At 39.9% G+C, this 20,745-nt stretch carries 14 protein-coding genes; 2 read left to right on the top strand and 12 right to left on the bottom strand.

The window, feature by feature from the left end:
* Positions 1 to 88 precede the first annotated feature (88 nt).
* The 8 genes from bshA to BUA96_RS15310 form a co-directional block, all read right to left on the bottom strand.
* The gene (bshA, locus tag BUA96_RS15345; RefSeq protein ID WP_072984583.1) at positions 89 to 1,240 is read right to left on the bottom strand and encodes an N-acetyl-alpha-D-glucosaminyl L-malate synthase BshA; all 1,152 of its coding nucleotides are present in this window, start codon (positions 1,238 to 1,240) and stop codon (positions 89 to 91) included.
* 72 nt (positions 1,241 to 1,312) lie between these two features.
* Positions 1,313 to 4,228: a serine hydrolase domain-containing protein gene (locus BUA96_RS15340; RefSeq protein WP_072984581.1), complete on the bottom strand. Its 2,916-nt coding sequence runs from the start codon at positions 4,226 to 4,228 to the stop codon at positions 1,313 to 1,315.
* A 47-nt stretch (positions 4,229 to 4,275) separates the two neighbouring features.
* Positions 4,276 to 4,758 carry an ABC transporter ATPase gene (locus tag BUA96_RS15335; RefSeq protein ID WP_072984579.1) on the bottom strand — a complete coding sequence of 161 codons (483 nt, stop codon included), beginning with the start codon at positions 4,756 to 4,758 and terminating at the stop codon, positions 4,276 to 4,278.
* A 192-nt stretch (positions 4,759 to 4,950) separates the two neighbouring features.
* Positions 4,951 to 5,742, bottom strand: a complete 792-nt coding sequence (locus tag BUA96_RS15330) for a (Fe-S)-binding protein (protein WP_072984577.1) — start codon at positions 5,740 to 5,742, stop codon at positions 4,951 to 4,953.
* Positions 5,743 to 5,772: 30 nt separating this feature from the next.
* Positions 5,773 to 6,207, bottom strand: a complete 435-nt coding sequence (locus BUA96_RS15325; RefSeq protein ID WP_009779419.1) for an LNS2 domain-containing protein — start codon at positions 6,205 to 6,207, stop codon at positions 5,773 to 5,775.
* 33 nt (positions 6,208 to 6,240) lie between these two features.
* Positions 6,241 to 7,584, bottom strand: a complete 1,344-nt coding sequence (locus BUA96_RS15320; RefSeq protein ID WP_072984575.1) for a 4Fe-4S dicluster domain-containing protein — start codon at positions 7,582 to 7,584, stop codon at positions 6,241 to 6,243.
* A 5-nt stretch (positions 7,585 to 7,589) separates the two neighbouring features.
* A complete protein-coding gene (locus BUA96_RS15315; protein ID WP_072984573.1) occupies positions 7,590 to 8,540 on the bottom strand; it encodes an MlaD family protein in 951 nt (316 codons plus the stop codon).
* Positions 8,541 to 8,600: 60 nt separating this feature from the next.
* Positions 8,601 to 9,698: an N-acetylmuramoyl-L-alanine amidase family protein gene (locus BUA96_RS15310; RefSeq protein WP_072984571.1), complete on the bottom strand. Its 1,098-nt coding sequence runs from the start codon at positions 9,696 to 9,698 to the stop codon at positions 8,601 to 8,603.
* Between the two features lie 134 nt (positions 9,699 to 9,832).
* Between BUA96_RS15310 and BUA96_RS15305 the strand changes: the two genes are divergently transcribed.
* Together BUA96_RS15305 and BUA96_RS15300 are read left to right on the top strand one after the other, a co-directional pair.
* A complete protein-coding gene (locus BUA96_RS15305) occupies positions 9,833 to 12,640 on the top strand; it encodes a putative LPS assembly protein LptD (RefSeq protein WP_072984569.1) in 2,808 nt (935 codons plus the stop codon).
* Positions 12,641 to 12,663: 23 nt separating this feature from the next.
* A complete protein-coding gene (locus tag BUA96_RS15300; RefSeq protein WP_072984567.1) occupies positions 12,664 to 13,044 on the top strand; it encodes a RidA family protein in 381 nt (126 codons plus the stop codon).
* A gap of 76 nt (positions 13,045 to 13,120) precedes the next feature.
* Here BUA96_RS15300 and BUA96_RS15295 read toward each other — a convergent pair whose 3' ends face one another.
* The 4 genes from BUA96_RS15295 to BUA96_RS15280 form a co-directional block, all read right to left on the bottom strand.
* Complete coding sequence (locus BUA96_RS15295; protein WP_072984565.1) at positions 13,121 to 13,981, bottom strand: BadF/BadG/BcrA/BcrD ATPase family protein; 861 nt, start codon at positions 13,979 to 13,981, stop codon at positions 13,121 to 13,123.
* 70 nt (positions 13,982 to 14,051) lie between these two features.
* Positions 14,052 to 15,053 (bottom strand): type I glyceraldehyde-3-phosphate dehydrogenase, encoded by a 1,002-nt coding sequence (gene gap, locus BUA96_RS15290; protein ID WP_072984563.1) that lies wholly within the window; start codon positions 15,051 to 15,053, stop codon positions 14,052 to 14,054.
* A 29-nt stretch (positions 15,054 to 15,082) separates the two neighbouring features.
* The gene (gene pfkA / locus BUA96_RS15285; protein ID WP_072984561.1) at positions 15,083 to 16,069 is read right to left on the bottom strand and encodes a 6-phosphofructokinase; all 987 of its coding nucleotides are present in this window, start codon (positions 16,067 to 16,069) and stop codon (positions 15,083 to 15,085) included.
* A gap of 221 nt (positions 16,070 to 16,290) precedes the next feature.
* A complete protein-coding gene (locus BUA96_RS15280) occupies positions 16,291 to 20,649 on the bottom strand; it encodes a translocation/assembly module TamB domain-containing protein (RefSeq protein ID WP_072984559.1) in 4,359 nt (1,452 codons plus the stop codon).
* Positions 20,650 to 20,745 lie beyond the last annotated feature (96 nt).

Genomic DNA, 20,745 nt, shown 5'->3' with positions numbered 1-20,745 from the left:
ATTTGTATCCAAGCTATGCCTCTTAAGTTTATCTTCAGGTAGTGTACTGATAGCGTTAACGTGTAGTTTATGGCTACACACCTTTAGATTAGGAAACCGAAGTTTTCTTCGGCTCATTTTTTTGAATGGCTTTCTCGTAGACTTCCTCATACATCGGCACGATTTTTTCGATCGCGAAATTCGCTGCCTGTTCCCGTGCTTGTTGCTTAAAACGTGCTAAGTCTGCATCAGCACTCAAAATACGTAAAGCATTCTGAGCCATTTCTTCAACAGCTCCTACAGCACTCATAAAGCCGGAAACTCCATTGATATTTACTTCTGAAAGTCCGCCGGCATTTGATGAAATTACCGGAACTCCGTGAGCCATGGCTTCTAATGCGGCCAGACCGAAGCTTTCGGCTTTAGAAGGAAGTAAAAATAGATCTGAGAAGCACAATACTTTATCGATCTCATTACTATTGCCCAAAAAGATCACCTTTGTAGCGATGCCCAATTCTTCGGCTAAAGTTTCTGCGGGAGCGCGTTCCGGCCCCTCTCCTACCATAATAAGTTTAGATGGAATTTCCTTTTGAATGTGGTAAAACGTCTTGATCACATCAGGTATACATTTTACCTCCCGCATATTGCTAATATGGGTGATGATGCGCTCATTTTCACTGGCCATCAAGCCACGTTGGCAATCTGTAAATGTATTTTTAACCGTACTTAAATCAATAAAATTAGGAATCACCTTAATCTTACGTTTGATATCAAATAGCCGATTCGTATCATCTTTTAAGCTTTGAGAAACCGAAGTCACTACATCGCTTTTATTAATACTAAAAGTTACCGCAGGCTTGTAAAACGGATGATTTCCTACTAAAGTGATATCCGTTCCGTGGAGTGTAGTTACCATTGGGATCGTAATACCTTCCTGTTGAAGCATTTTTTTAGCCATATACCCGGCATAAGCGTGCGGTATGGCGTAATGCACGTGCAGTACATCTATATGGTAGGCCTTGATAATAGTGACTAATTTACTGGATAGCGCCAACTCATAAGGCTGAAAATGGAATAAGGGATATTCCGGGACATTTACTTCATGAAAGAAGATCTTTTCGTTAAGTAAATCAAGGCGAACCGGTTGCTTATAGGTGATAAAATGCACCTCGTGACCACGCTTAGAGAGCGCAATTCCTAATTCGGTAGCGACAACGCCGCTTCCTCCAAAAGTAGGATAACAAACTATAGCTATTTTCATGACGTAAAAATACCAATTTATTCAGCCATTAAGTACTAGAAAAAGTAGGTAATCTTAATCTGAAAACCAGGGCTATGGAATTACCGCATTCTCAATGACTTCTTGAATGCGTGTGCGCAAACTAGACGAGATCAATTTGCGATTATCTGCGGTAGGAAAGGTTCTGTTAGAAAGAAAAACATAGATGATTTCGGTTTTAGGATCTGCCCAAGTCAAAGTTCCTGTAAATCCAGAATGTCCAAAACTGTTGTCGCTTACACAACCACAAGTAGGGCCGGCGGTTCCCAGCTGAGGCTTATCAAAACCTACACCTCTGCGCACACCATTACTACAATAATAACAAGTATTGAACGCATCCATCGTTTCTTTAGAAAAATAGCGTTTACCTCCGTAATAGCCATTTTGCAGGTACATCTGCATCATTTTGGCCACGTCATTGGCATTGCTGAAAAGACCGGCGTGGCCACCAATGTTATCTTCCATAGCGGCGCCCATATCGTGTACATAGCCCTGCACTTGCTGCATACGCCAGTAGTTATCATTCTCACTAGGTACAATGTCCTTTTTTGCTAAACGATCTAATGGTTTATACCCCATTTTATTGGCTCCCAAAGAACGGTAGTAATACTTTTGCGTGAGTCCGTTAAGGTCATCTCCTTCGGAGTCTTCTAAATACTTTTTAAATAAAAAATAAGACAGATCGCTGTATTTATAGACACGGCGACTCAAAAGGTCTGAGTCTGCAATAATTTTTACGATCGTATCAGGATAATCATTTCGTAGGTAGAGATCTTCGGCTACTTTAAGATCAAAATTTTCTTCTGGTCTTGTGCGGTAGTACGCTTTAGATAAAGCCCCTGAATCATCAAAAGTGGCTCTATAAAAAGGGATCCACGGTTTGAGTCTGCCGTAATGCGACAACACTTCTTTAACGGTAATGCTTTGTTTGTTGGTTCCTTGTAAAACAGGCAAAAGCGTCCCCAGCTTGTCCTCTAAGGTCAATTTACCTTCATCATAGCGCTTCATCAGCAATGGTAAAGTAGCCAGAATTTTGGTCATTGAGGCCAAATCATACACATCGTCAAGTTGCACGGGTTGCTTCTTTGTATAGGTATGATACCCAAAAGCTTTCTCATAAATCACCTTTCCATGACGCGCGACCAAGACCTGAGCTCCCGGAAACATCACATCGGTAAGGCCTTCTTTCATCAAACCTTCAATACTATTGAGCTTTTGAGAGTCCATTCCCTCTTCTTCCGGAATACCGTATTTTAAGCGGCGTAATGTTCCAGTCTCGTAACTGGTGTTGATCTTAAAATCAGTCCCCACAGAAACCGGCAATTTTCCTTTAGCTTCGATCGCTCCAAAAATAAGCTGCGCACTCAAATCTTGTGCTATCGTACTATTTTGATACGACATAACCACCCCTTCTAGATTGGTTGTGTTTTTTAGATCAAACAACGCATAAGGTCTAACAAATACATCCAAAACCGTTGGTTTTGCGGCAGCAATAGCCTCAATAATACCCACTTCTCTTGCTGTGAACTTATAAGATTTCCAAGGGTTGTCATTAGATCGGTGAAAACCGATAATCACATAATTAAAATCTGTTAACTTGGTGACATAGTCAGATGCCGAAGCTCCTTCAATTTTTGTCACCTTAGCATATTTCTGAAGCGCAATATAAAACGGAGCGCCACTATCATCGCCCAGCTCTACATAAGCGATTTTTTTATCTTCAATATTCTTGACCGGTAGAATGGCCTGATTATTTTTCAGGACCGTCAGCGCATTAGCCATAGCTTTGCGATACACTACTTCGTCCTCAGGACTATTCAAATCCTGATACAGGTTTTGCATCGCAATAGGCTCATAGTTATTGAGCCCCACTTTAAACTTGGCAAATAGTATTTTCTTTACAGAACGTGCTAAGCGTTTTTCTGTAATCGTACCCTTAGTATAGGCTTCCTCGATTTTGGCAATAGCTTTGGCCACATTCTCGCTCATCAGCAAGATATCGTTCCCTGCATTAAAAGCAGCTAAATCAATTTCTCCCGGCTCGTCATAATTAGAAGCACCTTTCATATTAAGGGCATCGGTAAAAATGAGACCTTGATAGCCCAAGCTGTCTTTAAGAATACCAGTCACTACCTTGCTGGATAACGATGTGGGATATCCAGCTCGGTTGTCTAAAGCAGGAACATTAAGATGCGCAACCATAATACTTGCGATCCCAGCGTCAATCACCTTTTTATACGGGTACATTTCAATGGAATCTAAACGCTTGCGCGAAAAAGGAATTGTTGGCAAGGTTTTATGCGAATCCTGATTGGTATCTCCGTGCCCGGGAAAATGTTTTGCGCTTCCTAAAACTCCAACTCCCTGCATCCCCCGAAGAAAGGCGACACTTTTATCTGTTACATTATCCCGATCTTCACCAAAAGAACGATTCCCAATAATAGGATTTTCAGGATTTACATTGATGTCCACATCCGGAGCAAAATTGATGTGAACTCCCATACGCTTACTGTGCAAGCCTATTTGTCTTCCTACCTGTTCAACAAGCTTATCATCTTTGATCGCTCCCAAGGTCATATTCCAAGGAAACGCGTAAGTAGAATCTAAGCGCATCGCTAATCCCCACTCGGCATCCATAGCAACCATTAACGGCACTTTGCTCAAGGCTTGGTATTCATTAGTAAGTTTGGCTTGCCGAACCGGGCCACCCTTTGAAAAAATGAGTCCGCCTATGTGATGTTTCTTGATCAGTGTTTTTACCGCATCGGTTACCGATTTGGGATCTCTAGAAAAAACATCAACCATAAAAAGCTGCCCTATTTTTTCCTTCAACGTCATCCCGTCGTAAATACTATCAACCCAAGCTTGCTGCTCTGTTAAGTCTTTAGCGATAAGCGGATTTCTAGTTTGTGAAAAACAGGATATTGTAAGTAAAAGGACTACTCCCAGTATAAAACGATCTCTTAGCATATGTACTTTTTCCCCGATTACGGAATTAAAAATTTGAGCATTAGTTATTAAAAGAAACGACTATGCCAACTTTCTATTGCAGGAACCTCCCACTGATCTAAATATTCTTCTTTAGTATTCACTAGGTTGTTAAATACTATGGTTTTCTTGCCAACAGCGCCATCTTTAGCCATCTTTTTAAAATCTGCTAAAGGTTTAAAGTGCAAACGATCATTCTGAATGTAGGTTACATTCATTTTATCAAGCAAGGTCACCGAAAATTCTTTTTCAAGCTCTTGAATAAAATGCACCTGAGCATCAATAGAACATCCGCTGGCTGAGCTTTGTGTTTGATCAAGACCGATGATGATGAAGCGGTCATATTTGATCTCAAAACCTGCATTCAGGGCTGCACCGTGCGCCGTCCACTTTTCTAAAAAAGCTGATAAATACTGCTGAAGCAGCGGCAGTTCTTCTTCGGTGAATTTGCGGTCGCTTTGGTAAATCCAAAGTCTTGATGTATCTGATAATTCTGAAAATGGAGTCAACATAAAATACGTGATATTTAGTCTCACAAACTTAACATTTATTCAAGGTCTCTTTAAAACAGATAGTGTTAAAAGGCTCTGAAATTGAAGGCTTAGAACCTCAAAATACCAATATAAAGTCTGTAGTTATCTGAATAGTAAAACTAAAAAAGCCACTCTGTCTGAGAGTGGCTTAAAAATTAGAACATTTCTGCTCTATAAATCTTCGGCTGAGGCGATCATTTCTGCAATATCCATCACCGCAACAGCATCTTCTTTTTCTTTGTTTTTAACCCCATCGGTCATCATTGTGTTGCAAAAAGGACAAGCCGCAGCAATAACTTCAGACTTTGTTTCTAGTGCCTCCTCGGTACGTGCGATGTTTACATCTTTAGTTCCTGGCTCCGGCTCTTTAAACATTTGTGCCCCACCGGCTCCACAGCAGAAGCCTTTAGTCTTGCAGCGCTTCATTTCTACTAGTTCTACCTCAAGCTTTTCAAGCAATTCACGAGGCGCCTCGTAAATGCGATTAGCGCGTGCCAAATAACACGGATCGTGAAAGGTTATACGCTTTCCTTTAAACTTTCCTCCTTCTACAGTTAGACGCTCTTCTTTAATAAGCGTTTTTAAAAACTGTGTATGGTGCAACACCTCATAATTACCGCCTAAACCGGGGTATTCATTAGCAATAGTATTAAAACAATGTGGACAAGCAGTAACTATTTTTTTTACGTCGTATGCATTTAGAACCTCAATATTGGTCACCGCCTGCATCTGGAATAAAAACTCGTTTCCTGCACGTTTTGCAGGATCGCCTGTACAGCTTTCTTCAGTACCCAATACTGCAAAATCGACCCCTGCTTTTGCTAAGAGCTTAACAAATGCTTTTGTGATCTTTTTTGCCCGATCGTCAAAACTTCCAGCGCAGCCTACCCAGAATAGTACTTCTGGAGACTTTCCTTGCGCCATATATTCTGCCATCGTAGGTACCTTGATAGCTTCTGCCATAATTTTAATATTTGCTATTTTTTAAAGAACTTAATCTTTAAATACTTCAATTGTTACATCTTTTTCTACTAGGTCTGTAAACTTCCCTTTGTAGCGTGTAGCACGTACTAGGTGATTATCGATCCAGTGATAATTACCACCGCGTGGTTTTCCCATTAAAAGACTATGATAGTTAAAACCGTGCTCATTGAGCCAGTTTTCAGTCACCTCGCGATGCTCTTCGGTACGAGAAGTAAAGAAGCATATAATATGCCCTTCATCATACCATTTGTTTAAGGTTGCCAAAGCATCTGGAAATGGCTTGCACGTTGCCATACGTTCAGGCTCTTCGTTAGGCACATCTTCTGTAATTGTACCGTCTATGTCAATGAGGTAGTTTTTAACTCCTTCCGGCAAAACCGGGCTTACGTGTTCGCCGTCTTGCAGTTTGTCGCTTAACATTTTGTCTACTTCCTCTTTTTTCATGAGTTCTCTATTTTGATATTTACTGGTTGGTTTCTAGTTTTCAGAGATCCAGTTGGCTCTATCCATCTGATTGAAAGGCCACGGAGCTGCATTGTTTTCTATATTAGTCATCGCGTTGTTAAGATCAGTAGGAGCAGCGCTCTGTTCCATCACTAAATACTGACGCATATCCATAATAATAGATAACGGGTTTATCCCTACCGGGCAGGCTTCTACACACGCGTTACACGTAGTACATGCCCATAATTCTTCACGGCTAATATAGTCATCTAATAATTGTTTACCGTCTTCCTTAAAGGTTCCTTTATTAGCATCTATATTTTTGCCTATATCTTCTATACGATCTCGAGTTGCCATCATAATTCTACGTGGCGAAAGCTTTTTTCCTGTTTGATTTGCAGGGCACTCGCTGGTGCATCTACCACACTCCGTACAGGTATAGGCATTTAATAATTGTGCCCAACTTAAATCTGTAGCTTCACTAGCTCCAAATTTTGCCGGTACCTCATCTTCCGCCCCTTCTTCAGGCATCGCGTACGGGTCAGCTTCAGGGTCCATCATTAATTTAACTTCGTTGGTCACTGCCTCGAGATTATCAAATTGTCCCTGCGGCTTTAAACGTGCAAAATACGTATTGGGGAATGCAAGCAGAATATGTAAATGTTTTGAATAATAGAGATAGTTTAAGAATACTAAAATTCCTAAAATATGAATCCACCACGCCGCACGCTCAATCACGATTAACGTAGGGATGCTTAAGTTTTCAAAAAATGGCGCAATAAATTGACTTACAGGAAAGGCTCCTACAATTCCTTCTGCACTTGCATAATGTTCAGCACCTTTAGTCTGCAACGTCAAGTCTGCCGCATTCATCGTCAAGAACAACAGCATCAAAACCACTTCAAAATAAAGAATGAGGTTAGCATCTAACTTGGGCCAACCTTTCATCTCTCGGTTCAAGAAGCGTTTGATATGAAGGATATTTCGGCGGATCCAGAAGATGATCACACCTACCAAAACCAAAAGCGCAAAAATTTCGAAAACCGCGATCAAGAAATCGTAAAACCCACCTAAGAAACTAAAAATACGGTGAGTACCAAAAATCCCGTCAATGATGATCTCTAGAACCTCAAGATTAATAATGATAAAACCAAGATAGACTAAAACGTGAATAATCCCTGAAACCGGACGCACGACCATTTTATATTGACCAAGTGCAATCTTAGCCATATTTTTAAAACGTTGTGCTTTGTTATCTGTGCGGTCTTCATCGCGACCTAATTTAATGTTGCGAATGAGCTTTTTAATATTGAATACAAAAAAGCCAACTCCTGCTGCGAGCGCAATTACAAACAAAATATTAGGTAAATACTGCATAGAAATTATCTAAGTGAATCTTTGGGCTCTTCATACGGTCCCGGGTTTTTCCCGAATACCGAAAAATGTACATAGCGCTTTGGATTTAGCTTGATGTCCTGCATCAATTCTTCCATTTGCTTGGTAGCACGCTCTAGGTTGTTATACATTTTATCGTCATTGATAAACTGACCTAAAGTGCCTTCTCCATTTTCAATTTTTGAAGAAATGCTTTCAAAGTCTGCCAATACACTTTCCATACGCATCACCAAAGCGTTCACATCAACCTTTGAAAGGCTATCGCTCACTTTATTAAAGTTAGCTGACATCTCATCAAGATTGGTAAACGTACGGGTAAGTTTCTGGTCATTATCAGCTAAAAGCTTGTTAAGCGAGTTAGACGCCTGATTAAAGTTAGCCGCAGTCTGACTGATCTGCTCAATGGTTTCTCTTAAATTTTTACGCGTTTTTTTATCTAAAACATCTGACACACCTACGAGAACAGAGTCAGTACTATTGATCACCTCTTCTACTTTAGCTTGTAATGGCGTAAGGCGCTCATTAACCAGCTCAAAAATACCTTCGTCAATAGTCCCCTGCAACGTATCTCCTGATTCTGCAACATCGCCGCGCTCATAGTCAGGAACGATAGAAAGGTTTTTCCCGCCGATCAATCCACCTCCGTAAATCTGGGCTTTACTGTTTTTTGAAAATTGAAAATCATTCTGAACATTAAAGGTCACTAAAAGATCCCCACGAGAATCAGCAAAGTCAATAGACAACACTTTACCTACCACAAGACCGTTAATGGTAACGTTAGAGCCTTGTGACAAGCCTTCTACATTGTCGTAAATTGCGTAGTAGGTTCGGTCGTTATTTAAGAGGTTGTTCCCTTTTAAAAAACTATAACCGAAGATGAGCAGAGCTATAGCAATTACTGCCAGAAGACCTGTTTTTACTTCTCTAGAAATGTTCAATGTAATTTTTTTTTTGATGAGCCTCAAATTTAGGAATAAATTCTATTAAGGCTTTACACGCTAACTTTTATTTATAAATTCATTTGCGTTTTGCTTAATCCCATTTTTAAAAGCAACGATGTACGCAGTCTTGTATCCTTTAGATTTTGCTTCCTGCAATTTCCGTTCAATTTCTGTGTAGTTAGAGGTATCGCCATAATAGTATTTATACAACTTACCTTCTTTATTTTTCTGAATACCTCTCAACCCCTTAAAGTTATAAGGTTTCGTATCCAGACTGCGACTGCTTGCGGCTATTTGCACTTTAAAAATAGCATCGTCTACAATGACATCTTTAACCTCTACCGCCGGAACAACCTTAGTAATCCCCAGAAAATCATTGGTGCTTACATTGTCTTTATATTTCCCTACTGCCTCAGCGATGGCGTGAGCAATTTCTTTTTGACCATTAGACGAATTCAAATAACGCCCCTCTTCATCATTAGTAATAAAACCTGTTTCAATAAGAATACTCGGCATAACGGTTTGGTGCAAAACCACGAACCCTGCTTGCTTTACGCTTCGGTCCTTTCGGTGTAGTTTTACTCTGAAATTATCCTGAACATAACTCGCCAACTGAATGCTTTGATCTAAAAATTCTTCCTGCATTAAAGTAAGTCCGATTAAAGATTCAGGCGAATTCAAGTTATACTGCGCATACTTTTCCTCATAATTATCCTCCAGATAAATCACCTCATTTTCTGCTTTAGCAACCTCAAAATTGGTTTTATTTCGGTGTAATCCTAAAACATAAGTTTCTGCACCCAATGCCTGAGAATTATGAGCATTACAATGTATAGAGACAAACAGGTCTGCATTTGCCCGGTTAGCAATTGCGCCGCGCTCTGCGAGTTCTACAAAAACATCGGTTTTACGGGTATATACCACTTCAATATCGCTATGCTTTTGGAGCTCTTCTCCTACTAACAAGGCAATTTTAAGCGCGATGTTTTTTTCCAGCAGATTTCCTTTAGCATTTTTCCCGGGATCCTTTCCGCCGTGCCCGGCGTCAATGACTACCACAAATTTCTTAGTGTCAGCAGGTTTTTTATTTGCAAAAATATTTTGCCCAGTCACTGCCAAAAGGAATACTAATATATAGGTTGTTATCGTTCTCATATTTGGGTAACGTCAATCAAGTGCTCCTATTTTATAAATAGAAATCATTTTTGCACGTTAAGGAGTACTTAAAAGTTTTATTCAACATATTTCTAAAATGCAGAAGATTTGTAAAGTTTCTTTCGCCATATTTAATGCGTATAACTTTAGGGCTTCTAAAAAATAGATGTAATTTTGGCACTTTGAAAATTGCCCTTACATTTACAAAAATAGTATTAATCCCATTGCAAACAAAGATCCTTTCAGTACTGCTAGTTTTAGGCTTAAGCCTTAGTTACTATGGGTCTTTACAAGCTCAGGAACTTCCGGTTAATACGCTAAAAACGATTCCTGCAGATACTACAGAATCTAATAACCGACTCATTCCTAAAGGAAACTTGCTGGTTGAGACGCCAGACGAAAGCGCTCAAGACAGTACCGCTCAAGATAGCATTGTTGCTCCGCGCGAAGCGCTAACCGATATTGTTAAATACACCGCTACCGATTATTCTAGATTTGACCGTAGAGCAAATAAACTCTACCTCTACAACGAAGCGCAGGTTGCTTACACAGATATCACTATTACTGCCGGGCAAATCATCGTGGACAATAATACCAATACTGTTTTTGCTAAAGGTATAACAGATTCTACCGGCTACACGCAACCTCCGGTTTTTGTTCAAGGCCCAAATACCGTTGAGCCTGATTCTATCAAATATAATTTTAAAACCGAAAAAGCACTTATTTACGGTTCGCGTACCCAGCAGCAAGAGTTCTATATCAAAAATGAAGTGAGTAAGCGAGTAAACGACTCGGTTGTTTTTATGAAAAACGTGCGCTTTACTACCAGTGAAAATGAAGAAGATCCTGAGTACTATTTTTATGCGCGAAAAGTAAAATTCGTTCCCAATAAAAAGATCGTTACCGGGTTGGTCAATATGTTTGTATATGACGTCCCAATTCCTTTAGGTGTTCCTTTTTCTTATTTTCCTATGGAAAAGGAAACCAGCGTATCAGGATTTATTATGCCCTCTCCGGGAGAAAATAATGAGCGTGGGTACTTTCTGCAAAATGGTGGTTATTATTTTGCCCTGAATGATTATATGGACCTTACGCTAACGGGTGATTACTATACTAACGGAAGTTACGCGCTACGCGCAGCCAGTGCCTATAGAAAGCGTTATAAGTTTAGTGGTAACGTAAACATTCGTTTTGAGCGTTTGTTATCTAGTGAACGTGGTCTTCCTGATTTTTCTGAAACCAACACCTACAACATTCAGTGGTCGCATAGTCAAGATAGTAAGTCAAATCCTAATTCCAGATTTTCTGCTTCGGTAAACCTAGGAAGTAGTAATTACTTTCAACAGTCGACAAACATTGATAATACGGCGAGTAGATTAACTAACACGTTGAGTTCTTCGGTGTCTTATTCTAAGACGTTTCAAACCGTTCCGCAGGTAAATTTAGCCCTTACGGCGAGACACTCTCAAAACACACAAACGCAAGCTATAAATATGACCTTGCCTAGTGTAAATCTTAACGTAGATCGTATTTACCCGTTTGCTCCTAAAGCCGGAAGCAAAAAAGGAATTTTTCAAAACATCAACTTCAACTACAGTATGAGTGGTGAAAACCGTTTTGAAACGACAGACAGCTTATTTTTCACCCCACAAATGTTTAGAGATGCTGAGTTAGGCGTGCGTCACAGCATCCCTGTGACGACCAACTTTAAACTGTTTAAACACTTTAGTGTTTCGGCGAGTACAAACCTTCAGGAAAGCTGGGTTTTTGAAACTATTGATCAACGTTTTGACCCCACCACCCGCGAGATCGTACTCGATACCGTTAATGGTTTTGATCGTTTTAATACGTATAATTTTAGTACCAGCGTGGGAACCACGGTTTACGGTCAGGCTAATTTTGGAGACGATAAAAAGATTCAGGCTATCCGTCATACGATGAAACCTTCGGTCTCTTTCAATTACAATCCGGCTTTTGACCAATATTATGAGACGTTCTTAGCACCTGAACTAGATGATCCTAATGGCGATCTTACACGAGAGGTGACTTATTCTCGTTTTGAAGGCGGTTTCTACGGAGCTCCCAGTAATTTTAGCTCCAGCGGAATTAGCTTTAGCGTAAACAACACTGTTGAAGCTAAAGTGCGCGATAGAGACAGTACCGCCATTGAGCCCAAAAAGATAGACCTGATCAGCAACTTAGCAATTTCAACCAACTATAACTTTTTAGCAGACAGTTTAAAACTAAGTCCGGTTTCGGTACGAGGGACCATCCCGATCATTCAAAGCAAGCTAAGCGTAAACTTTAATATGACGCTTGACCCTTATGCTTTAAATAATAACAACCGACGCATAGATAAACTGAATATCGCCAATGGCGGAAGCCTGTTTAGACTGACCAATGCGAGCGCTAACTTTGGTTACTCCTTCAGCAGTAAAAGTTTTGGGAAAGAAAATGACGATCTTGAAGATGAAAACACGCAGACCGCTCGTAATGGCGGGAGGCGCGATAACTTACTTGGTGAAGACAGCAGGCAATTGCAAAACAAGTTTAACGACACCGAGGGCGCAGACGAAGATCCTGATAAAGAACAGGAATTGTACAATTATACCATTCCGTGGAATTTGCGGGTAAACTATAATGTGAATTATGGTAATGCAGCCCGCCAGAATATGATCACTTCGCACGCGATCAACTTTAGTGGCGATGTGGAGCTTGGCGAAAAATGGTTTGTTGGGGCCTCGTCTGGTATTGACCTTACCACCGGGAAATTTACCCCCACCCAGTTGCGCTTTGCGCGAGATCTGGAGAGTTTTAATATGACATTTGCCTGGACTCCATTTGGGACCTATGCCTCGTGGAACTTCTTTATAGGAATTAAGTCTAGTGTCTTAAGCGATCTGAAATACGAGCAACGCCGCACGCCAGATCAGCAACTTTAAACCAATCTAAAAAACCAAATACCATGAAAAAAATCATTAGTACCACCAATGCTCCGGCACCTATAGGACCTTACAATCAAGCGGTTTTTGCAGGAGACACGCTCTTTGTAAGTGGTCAAATTCCGTTAGATCCAAAAACAGGCGAACTCGTTAGCGGAGATATTGCTGCGGAAACTAAAATGGTAATGCAAAACTTAGAAGCTATTTTAACCGAAGCCGGACTCACATTTGAAAATGTGGTTAAAAGCTCGATCTTTTTAAGCGATATGAACAGCTTTGCACAAGTAAATGAAGTTTATGGAACTTTCTTTAAGGAAGAAACCGCTCCGGCTCGTGAAACTGTTGAAGTGGCTAACCTTCCTAAATTTGTAAATGTTGAAATTTCGGTTATCGCCATAAAATAAGCTCTTGCCCAAATAGCATTAAAAAAGCCTGAACGATGCGTTCAGGCTTTTTTAATGTTGATAGGTGTAGTTGTACTTACACCATCATATAATTTTTATGGTAAGCCACTAATCCTTCAATAGGACGTTTTAGAACTTTACCAATTTTCAGGTCATACTCCTGAAGTAATTCTTTCAGCTCAGCTTGTAAATAAAATGCAATTGAACCTACAAAGTGCACCGGAATTTCTTTAGCATTCTCAAACTGAAGAATTTGATGCTCAATAAATAATTTAAACCCTTTACGGATGAGTTTTCTGCAGTATTCGTGGTCTTTATTAGTGATCACAAAGCGTGCAAACTGCGCCAAATACGTATTAGGATTCGGCATTTTATACAAATGATTTTTAATGCTTTCTGCCGTTAAATCAAATTGCTTAGCAAACTCATAGGCAAGCTCTTTAGGTATCTTATTAAAGTGGAAATCACGCAAAAGTTGACGTCCAAAATAATTTCCGCTACCATCATCCATCAGGATATATCCTAATGAAGTTACCTTTTGCTCAATATTCTCACCGTCATAAAGACTACAGTTAGAACCTGTACCAATGATACAAACAATACCGGCTTCATCTTTTCTAGTAGTAGCGTAAAGTGCAGCATAGGTATCTTCTTTAATGTCGATTTCCTGTGCTTTATCAAAAAAATCTTCAAAAACACCCTGGATTAATTCCTTAGGTTTTTGAGTACCACAACCGGCACCATAAAAGTGCACGTGAGTAACATCGTGACGATGTTTGTACAATTCATAGTTGTTGATGATACGCTCTGTTAAGATTTCTGCAGACAAAACTTGTGGATTGAGTCCAAAAGTTTGTGTTTGAAATATTTCGGTACCTTCAGCATTTAATGCGATCCAGTCAGTCTTTGTCGATCCGCTATCTACTAATAATATCATGTGTTTGTAAGAGTTTAAAAAAACCCTTTAAACCATAATGGTTTAAAGGGCATATATTCAGTTAATACGATTAAAGTGAATTAACGTATTCCGCTAAGTCAACTAACTTGTTTGAATATCCAAACTCGTTATCATACCAAGAAACGATCTTGAAGAATTTAGAATTCAATTCAATACCAGCACCTGCATCAAAAATACTAGTACGTGGGTCACTTACAAAGTCTTGAGAAACTACTGCTTCTTCAGTATAACCTAATACACCAGCCATCTCACCTTCAGAAGCCGCTTTAAAGGTCTTCTTGATGTCTTCGTAGCTTGTGTCTTTAGAAAGTTTTACAGTTAAATCTACAACAGATACATCTGGAGTAGGAACACGGAAAGCCATACCGGTTAATTTTCCTTTCAATTCAGGAATAACTTTGGTTACAGCTACAGCAGCACCAGTACTAGCAGGGATGATGTTTGCTAAAGCAGAACGACCACCTCTCCAGTCTTTCTTAGAAGGACCATCAACAGTCATTTGCGTTGCGGTAGTAGCGTGTACTGTAGTCATTAAAGCTTCTTCGATACCATAAGCATCGTTAAGAACTTTTGCTAATGGAGCAAGACAGTTTGTAGTACAAGATGCGTTAGAAACGATTTTGTTATCAGCAGTTACATCTTTATGGTTTACACCCATTACAAACATAGGTACATCTTTAGAAGGTGCAGAAATAACAACTTTCTTAGCACCTGCCTGAATGTGATAATCAGCAGTCTCCATAGAAGTAAAGATACCGGTACATTCTGCAACAACATCTGCTCCTACTTCATCCCACTTAAGGTTTTTAGGGTCACGCTCTGCAGTGATACGTACTGTTTTACCATCTACCACAAGGTTACCGTCTTTTACCTCAACAGTACCATCAAAGTTTCCGTGTACTGAGTCGTATTTTAAAAGGTATGCTAAGTGCTCAACATCTAATAAGTCATTGATCGCTACAACGTCTACGTTATCACGTTTTACGGTTGCTCTAAAAACGATACGACCTATACGGCCAAAACCATTGATACCTAATTTTAAATTTCCCATTTTATTTACTATTTGATTTGTATTACTAATTATGTGGTCATTATTTCAGACACACGAACGAGTTCTTTATTTATATGTGATTTTCCTTTAATCGCTTTTTCAATAGGGTAGAGTTCCATTTTTTCATGCTGAATACCTACCATATAATTGCTTTCGCCTTCTAGGAGTGATTCTACAGCTTTAACACCCATTCTACTTGCCAGAACACGATCATAACAACTAGGAGATCCTCCACGCTGCATATGCCCTAAAACTGCCACACGCACATCATAACCATCAAGGTTCTCATCTACGTAGTCTTTTAGTTCAAAAACATTTTTACCTGTTTTATCTCCTTCTGCAACCACAACGATACTAGAAGTTTTTCCGCTGGCCTTACTGCGCAATAACGACTCTAAAAGACGATCTAAACCAAGATTTTCTTCAGGAATCAAAATTTCTTCTGCTCCTGCTCCTACTCCTGCGTTTAAGGCGATATGACCTACGTCGCGCCCCATTACTTCCACAAAGAATAAACGGTTGTGTGAACTAGCCGTATCTCTAATTTTATCTATCGCTTCTACAGCTGTATTAAGCGCGGTATCGTAACCTAAAGTTTTATCTGTACCACTGATGTCGTTATCTATCGTTCCAGGGATTCCCATTACCGGGAAATTATACTCTCTATTAAAGATAAGTCCGCCTGTGAACGTACCATCACCTCCTATAAGAACGAGGCCATCAATTTTATTTTCTACTAAATTGTCGTATGCAATTTTTCTTCCTTCAGGGGTTCTAAATCGGTCTGAACGCGCCGATTTAAGCATTGTACCTCCTCTATTTATGATATCACGTACGCTACGCGCATCCATAGGTTCAAAATCTCCATCAATCAATCCCTCATACCCACGGTAAATACCTACGCAATCAATTTTATGATATGCACACGTACGTACAACTGCACGCACCGCTGCATTCATTCCAGGGGAATCCCCACCAGAAGTTAAAACTCCGATTTTTCTAATTTTTTGTGCCATTTACTGTTGAATGAGAAGTAAAAATAGCAATTGAATTGCATTTTCCTAAGCCATTCTTAATGAATTTCACGGCATTCGCAATTTCAATCGTTATCGTTAACAACTATTTTTTAAAAAGGGATAAAATTGGCGGATTTATAATCTAAATAGGGTGTTTTTATTAGATTAAAAATTTACACAACCTCAAAATATCATATTCACAAAAAGAATTGCTTATCGCCTTATTGGTCAAAACCGTTGTACGGGATTTCAGAATCCGGTTGAATCACCTTAATTTCTTCTTCAACTTCCCGGGCTTTTCCTTTGAAGATTTTCTGAATTAATTCTTTAAATGTATTGAAGTCCACCGAATAAGATAATCCGGCTCCTTGGGTATAGCCTTCGTTGTTTCGGGCTACAAATTGAATATCAGTTTGACGGTTGAAGATTGTTGCACGCAAGCTTCCATCTTCATTTAATAAGAAATTTACCTCGACATCACCCACTACAGCCTGCTCACTGATCCCACCTACCGGCACACCTACTTTACCATTGATCAATACTTTCTTAGAAATCTGCGTCGAAAGGGTAAATCCAAAACGTCCTGAAGTTTGCAAGTCAGGCCGGTTGTCTGCCTGCACATAATCTAAGCCTACATTAAACTTCCCGTCTTCGTCTGAAAGCAGGTCATTAAAAATACCCGAAGCCGTCTCGATCAAGTTTCCGTAGGCTGCTGACTGGGCATCGATTCCGCTTTGACTGAAGAACGAACCTTGCGTAACTAAGGAAAACGCCTGAAGCTCTCGCGTAGCTCTGTTGTCTAACCTGTATGCTAATTCTGAGGTTACGATCGAACTCGTGTTAGGGAATTCAAAATCAAAAGTGATCTCAGGCTGAATCAATTCGCCATCAAGATTGATGATCACATTTACCGGGATTTTTCGGTTTATGGAAGGATTCTCTAATAAGATAGACGGGTTGGCCTGGGTGTTGTATACCGCGCTAATATCTAGCAAGGCTTCGGTAGGATTTCCATCCCAACTAATCTTTCCTTCCGGAAGGATATTAAATTGCTTCTGCACCACCCCACTGTACCTGAAATTATAGGTTCCTGAATAGGGTGTAAAGTCACCAAACATATTGAACTTCCCATTGGTATTGATCTGAATCAGCAAGTATCCCGCTCCTCTTCCCTTTAACGTACTTCCGTTTACCTCATCTACAACGATCTCAACTTCAGCATCGCGTGTCACCTCCAGATCAAAATTCAGCTCTAAACCTTTGATCTCTTCGATTACCACTTCTTCCCCATCTAGTCGGGCTTGTTTTTCTTCCGGGCTTAAAAAGTAAATATTACTGTTGTCACCAAAAGATTCAGTATCACTCAGCGGAATCTTAAACACAGTACCTTCCTGAGTGGTGGCGGTCACATCAATCACCAATTCATCGGTAGGACCGGTAAGACTGGCTTCGCCACTTATAAACGCAGTACCGTAATACAATGCAAAATCATCTGGCTCGGTATCTAAAACTACAAGGCGATCTGTATTCACATCAAGATCCATCTCCCAGTCTCTAAAATACTGATGACTGATGCTTCCGGTGAGCGTACCTGTGGTTTTGTATTTAGTGTCAACCAACGCTACTGAACCAAATCTAAATTCTTGATCATCTAGCGTAATTCTCGCTGTACCTCTAAAGTCGTAATCGGTATTCAAATAAGGTATCGCCAGACCTGCTTCTCGTAGTAACAGTTCGCCATCCACATCAGGATTGCGATAATCACCCGTGACGGTCGCCCTACCACTTGCTAAACCTCTTATTTTTGAAATCACTTCTCCACCCAATGGGCTAAACGCTTTCATATTCAACTTGCGCAATTGCACATCCAGATCTATAGACGGGTTTTCTTGACCTACATCAATGGTTCCCAGAGCAGACAACACTTCAACATCATCATTATTCAGGCGCGTATTGACTTGATAATTGGTTAAACTTTCATTGCCTTCAATAGACAGATCTAGATCTCCCATCAAGATATCATTAATGGTGAAATTGGCGATATTCACACTACTGTTAGGTAAATAAACTCCTTCTTTCTGAAGAACATCAAGATTTCCATTTACGAGTCCGCGCATATCCAAACTATCTATATATGGAGTGATATGCGAAAGTCTCACATTTTCAAAATTAGTCTGTATGTCTTTATACGTACTGTCTTTAACCTGACCTTTTAAGGAAATTCGTTCCTTGTCGTGAGACAACGTCAATTCCTTTAAATCCCAATCTAAAAAGTTATTATCAAAAACGATCTTATTGTTTTTATTGTCCTGCTCATTTAAAAACCATTCATTGTTTTTAAACCGAAGGCTGCTGCGCTTAAAACCTACAACCGAATTATTCTCTTCATTAATGGTGTGATAAAAACTAAGATCAAAATTATCCTGCTTGTCAGGACCGCCTTTAAATTCAGACCGAATAAACAAGGTGTCCTTCAGAGTTACATTGATCAAGTTGAAATCGCTTACTCCATACACGCCGCTACCAATGCTATCCGCTTCGACATAGGCATTAAACAGCGGATTCTTATTATCTACACGTACATTGATCGCTTCGGCCATAACGCCAAAAGCTTTGATGCGCGGCGATCTAAACGTCAATTTAAAATCAGAATCGTCAGCAACTACGCTTCCGCGGACGAAAGTATCAGGCTCGAGCTCAACATCAGGCACCAAAACCTCTACGATCTTACTGTAAATCTGAATATTGAAATCCATAAACTGATTTTCAGTAACCGTTTGCGGCTCATAGTTGGTGTATAGACTTCCTATTGCATTCTGAAATAAGGCCTTTACATCCCCAATTTTGAACACTCCGGAAACCTGCCCCGAAATAATATCAGGGGAGTTCATCGTGATCGTACGTATGCCGCGTCTAAAACCTGAAGTGATCACAAAATCTTGAAACTCGTAAAGGTCATTAGCATTCTCGAAGCTCGCTTCACTAAACGCAATAACCCCACCAGTATCATCTATGTTCGTCCCGCGCATATCCATCACAACCTTTCCTTTTAATACAGCCGAGGAATCTCTTAGGAAATTAAGCTTCCCTAAGTCTATGCGTGCGATATCTGCAGTAAAATCGTACGTGTGAATTTCTTCTGAAACATCAATAAGACCATCAAATGTAAAGTTGGCGTTAGGGTCCCGAACGGTCAGACGACCATCAAAATTGGGGTTTTGCAGATTTCCGGCTACGGTAATTCCGCGATACGTATAGTTATTGTACGTCGCCGAACTGATCACACCCTCCACACGAGTATCTAACGTTTCGGCTTCAACACCAGAACCATTTACCCGTACATTAAAGGTGATATTTTTGAGTTCTGGCACTTTGAGCAAACGCCCCATATTAAACTGTTCTCCGCGCAACATTCCTACATACGAAGCATTCTGAATATTTTGAGTATTCCTCAGATCAATATCGGTTTCAAGAAAACCAAGGTCTGTCTGAATATTACTTTTAACATATACCGTATTTTCAGAAACATTTAAAGTCCCGGTAAGATCAACGGTTCCCAAACGCACCAATTCCGGCGGAAGATTGTTCCCTAAAATATTAGGTAATAAAGAGGTCAAATCAAGGTAGGTCGTTTTCAGCTGTCTGTAATCCCCATTGATTCTAAAGGTACTGTTGTCTCCTAAAAGCTGCTCAAACCTCACATTCCCAAGAATGCGACTGTTGCTTAAACCAGTAAGATCAAAATCTGTTACGGTAAAATCATTAAGTGTTCCTTGTAATTTTCCGGAAAGTAAAATGTCTTCTCCCGCACCAAATTCAGCATAAAAAGCTTGCAGATCAGTAGTGGAGATTTTACTCTCATCAAAGTCAATATCAATCTTGACCAGATTATTAAAATCTTGAAAAGCGTCATTACGCGTGTCTAAATACACATCACCGCGTATCACAGAGTGTTCAGTTGACAACACCATTTCCTTAAGAATGATCTCATCAGGATTGTATTTAAAATCAGCTTCTAGTCCTCTTAAGTGGTAGTCGCGGTCGGCATCAAAACGCAGATCTTTAATCTGGGTCGTGATGGTCACATCATCAAGGTCAAAATCTTCGGCACGTATATACAGGTTGTGGTAATTTATAACTTCCGGAGTGTCCAGATCTTCATCAATAAACTTGAAGTGCATATCCTCAATTTCAACTTCTGAAGCCGAAAGTTTAAAAGGAGTTCCGCCCGTTTTCCCGGTGTTGAATTTTTGAGAAAATACATAGAGGTTATCGTTTTCTTCCCCTTGGTATTTTTTCACATAAAGTTTTGCCGCTCCAAGATAGATATCGCCCAGTGGCATCTCATTCTCAATCAGTGATCGAATGCTCAGCAAACTTGTTTCTACAGTTTGAGCATAAATAAGCGTATCTTGATGATGGTCTGCGATATATACCTCTTTTATGAGCGCATTACCATTATATTTTAGCTGAATTTTATTTATAGAAATTGCGGTGCCGTAGGTATCATTAAGCGCCTTAGTGACCTTTTTAGCGACCGAAGTCTGTACCGCCGGAATCGAAAAAATAATTAAAAGCAATGCAAAGACACCTATTAAAATAAATAGGGTTCGCGTAATTATTTTTCTGAATTTTCTGATACGTTTTTAAGTTTTAACTTTGTCCCGCTTTAGATT

It is taken from the genome of Leeuwenhoekiella palythoae, assembly GCF_900130045.1.
Lineage (GTDB): Bacteria > Bacteroidota > Bacteroidia > Flavobacteriales > Flavobacteriaceae > Leeuwenhoekiella > Leeuwenhoekiella palythoae.
Note: the sequence above shows the minus strand (reverse complement) of the source record. Positions and strands in the feature narration are given on the sequence as shown.

Excerpts from the sequence above, each read along its gene's own strand:
- BUA96_RS15335 (WP_072984579.1), bottom strand. The coding sequence starts at position 4,758 with ATGTTGACTCCATTTTCAGAATTATCAGATACATCAAGACTTTGGATT.
- BUA96_RS15325 (WP_009779419.1), bottom strand. The coding sequence starts at position 6,207 with ATGAAAAAAGAGGAAGTAGACAAAATGTTAAGCGACAAACTGCAAGAC.
- BUA96_RS15295 (WP_072984565.1), bottom strand. The coding sequence starts at position 13,981 with ATGATATTATTAGTAGATAGCGGATCGACAAAGACTGACTGGATCGCA.
- pfkA (WP_072984561.1), bottom strand. The coding sequence starts at position 16,069 with ATGGCACAAAAAATTAGAAAAATCGGAGTTTTAACTTCTGGTGGGGAT.
- BUA96_RS15340 (WP_072984581.1), bottom strand. The coding sequence starts at position 4,228 with ATGCTAAGAGATCGTTTTATACTGGGAGTAGTCCTTTTACTTACAATA.
- BUA96_RS15310 (WP_072984571.1), bottom strand. The coding sequence starts at position 9,698 with ATGAGAACGATAACAACCTATATATTAGTATTCCTTTTGGCAGTGACT.
- BUA96_RS15320 (WP_072984575.1), bottom strand. The coding sequence starts at position 7,584 with ATGCAGTATTTACCTAATATTTTGTTTGTAATTGCGCTCGCAGCAGGA.
- BUA96_RS15300 (WP_072984567.1), top strand. The coding sequence starts at position 12,664 with ATGAAAAAAATCATTAGTACCACCAATGCTCCGGCACCTATAGGACCT.
- bshA (WP_072984583.1), bottom strand. The coding sequence starts at position 1,240 with ATGAAAATAGCTATAGTTTGTTATCCTACTTTTGGAGGAAGCGGCGTT.
- BUA96_RS15330 (WP_072984577.1), bottom strand. The coding sequence starts at position 5,742 with ATGGCAGAAGCTATCAAGGTACCTACGATGGCAGAATATATGGCGCAA.
- BUA96_RS15305 (WP_072984569.1), top strand. The coding sequence starts at position 9,833 with ATGCGTATAACTTTAGGGCTTCTAAAAAATAGATGTAATTTTGGCACT.
- gap (WP_072984563.1), bottom strand. The coding sequence starts at position 15,053 with ATGGGAAATTTAAAATTAGGTATCAATGGTTTTGGCCGTATAGGTCGT.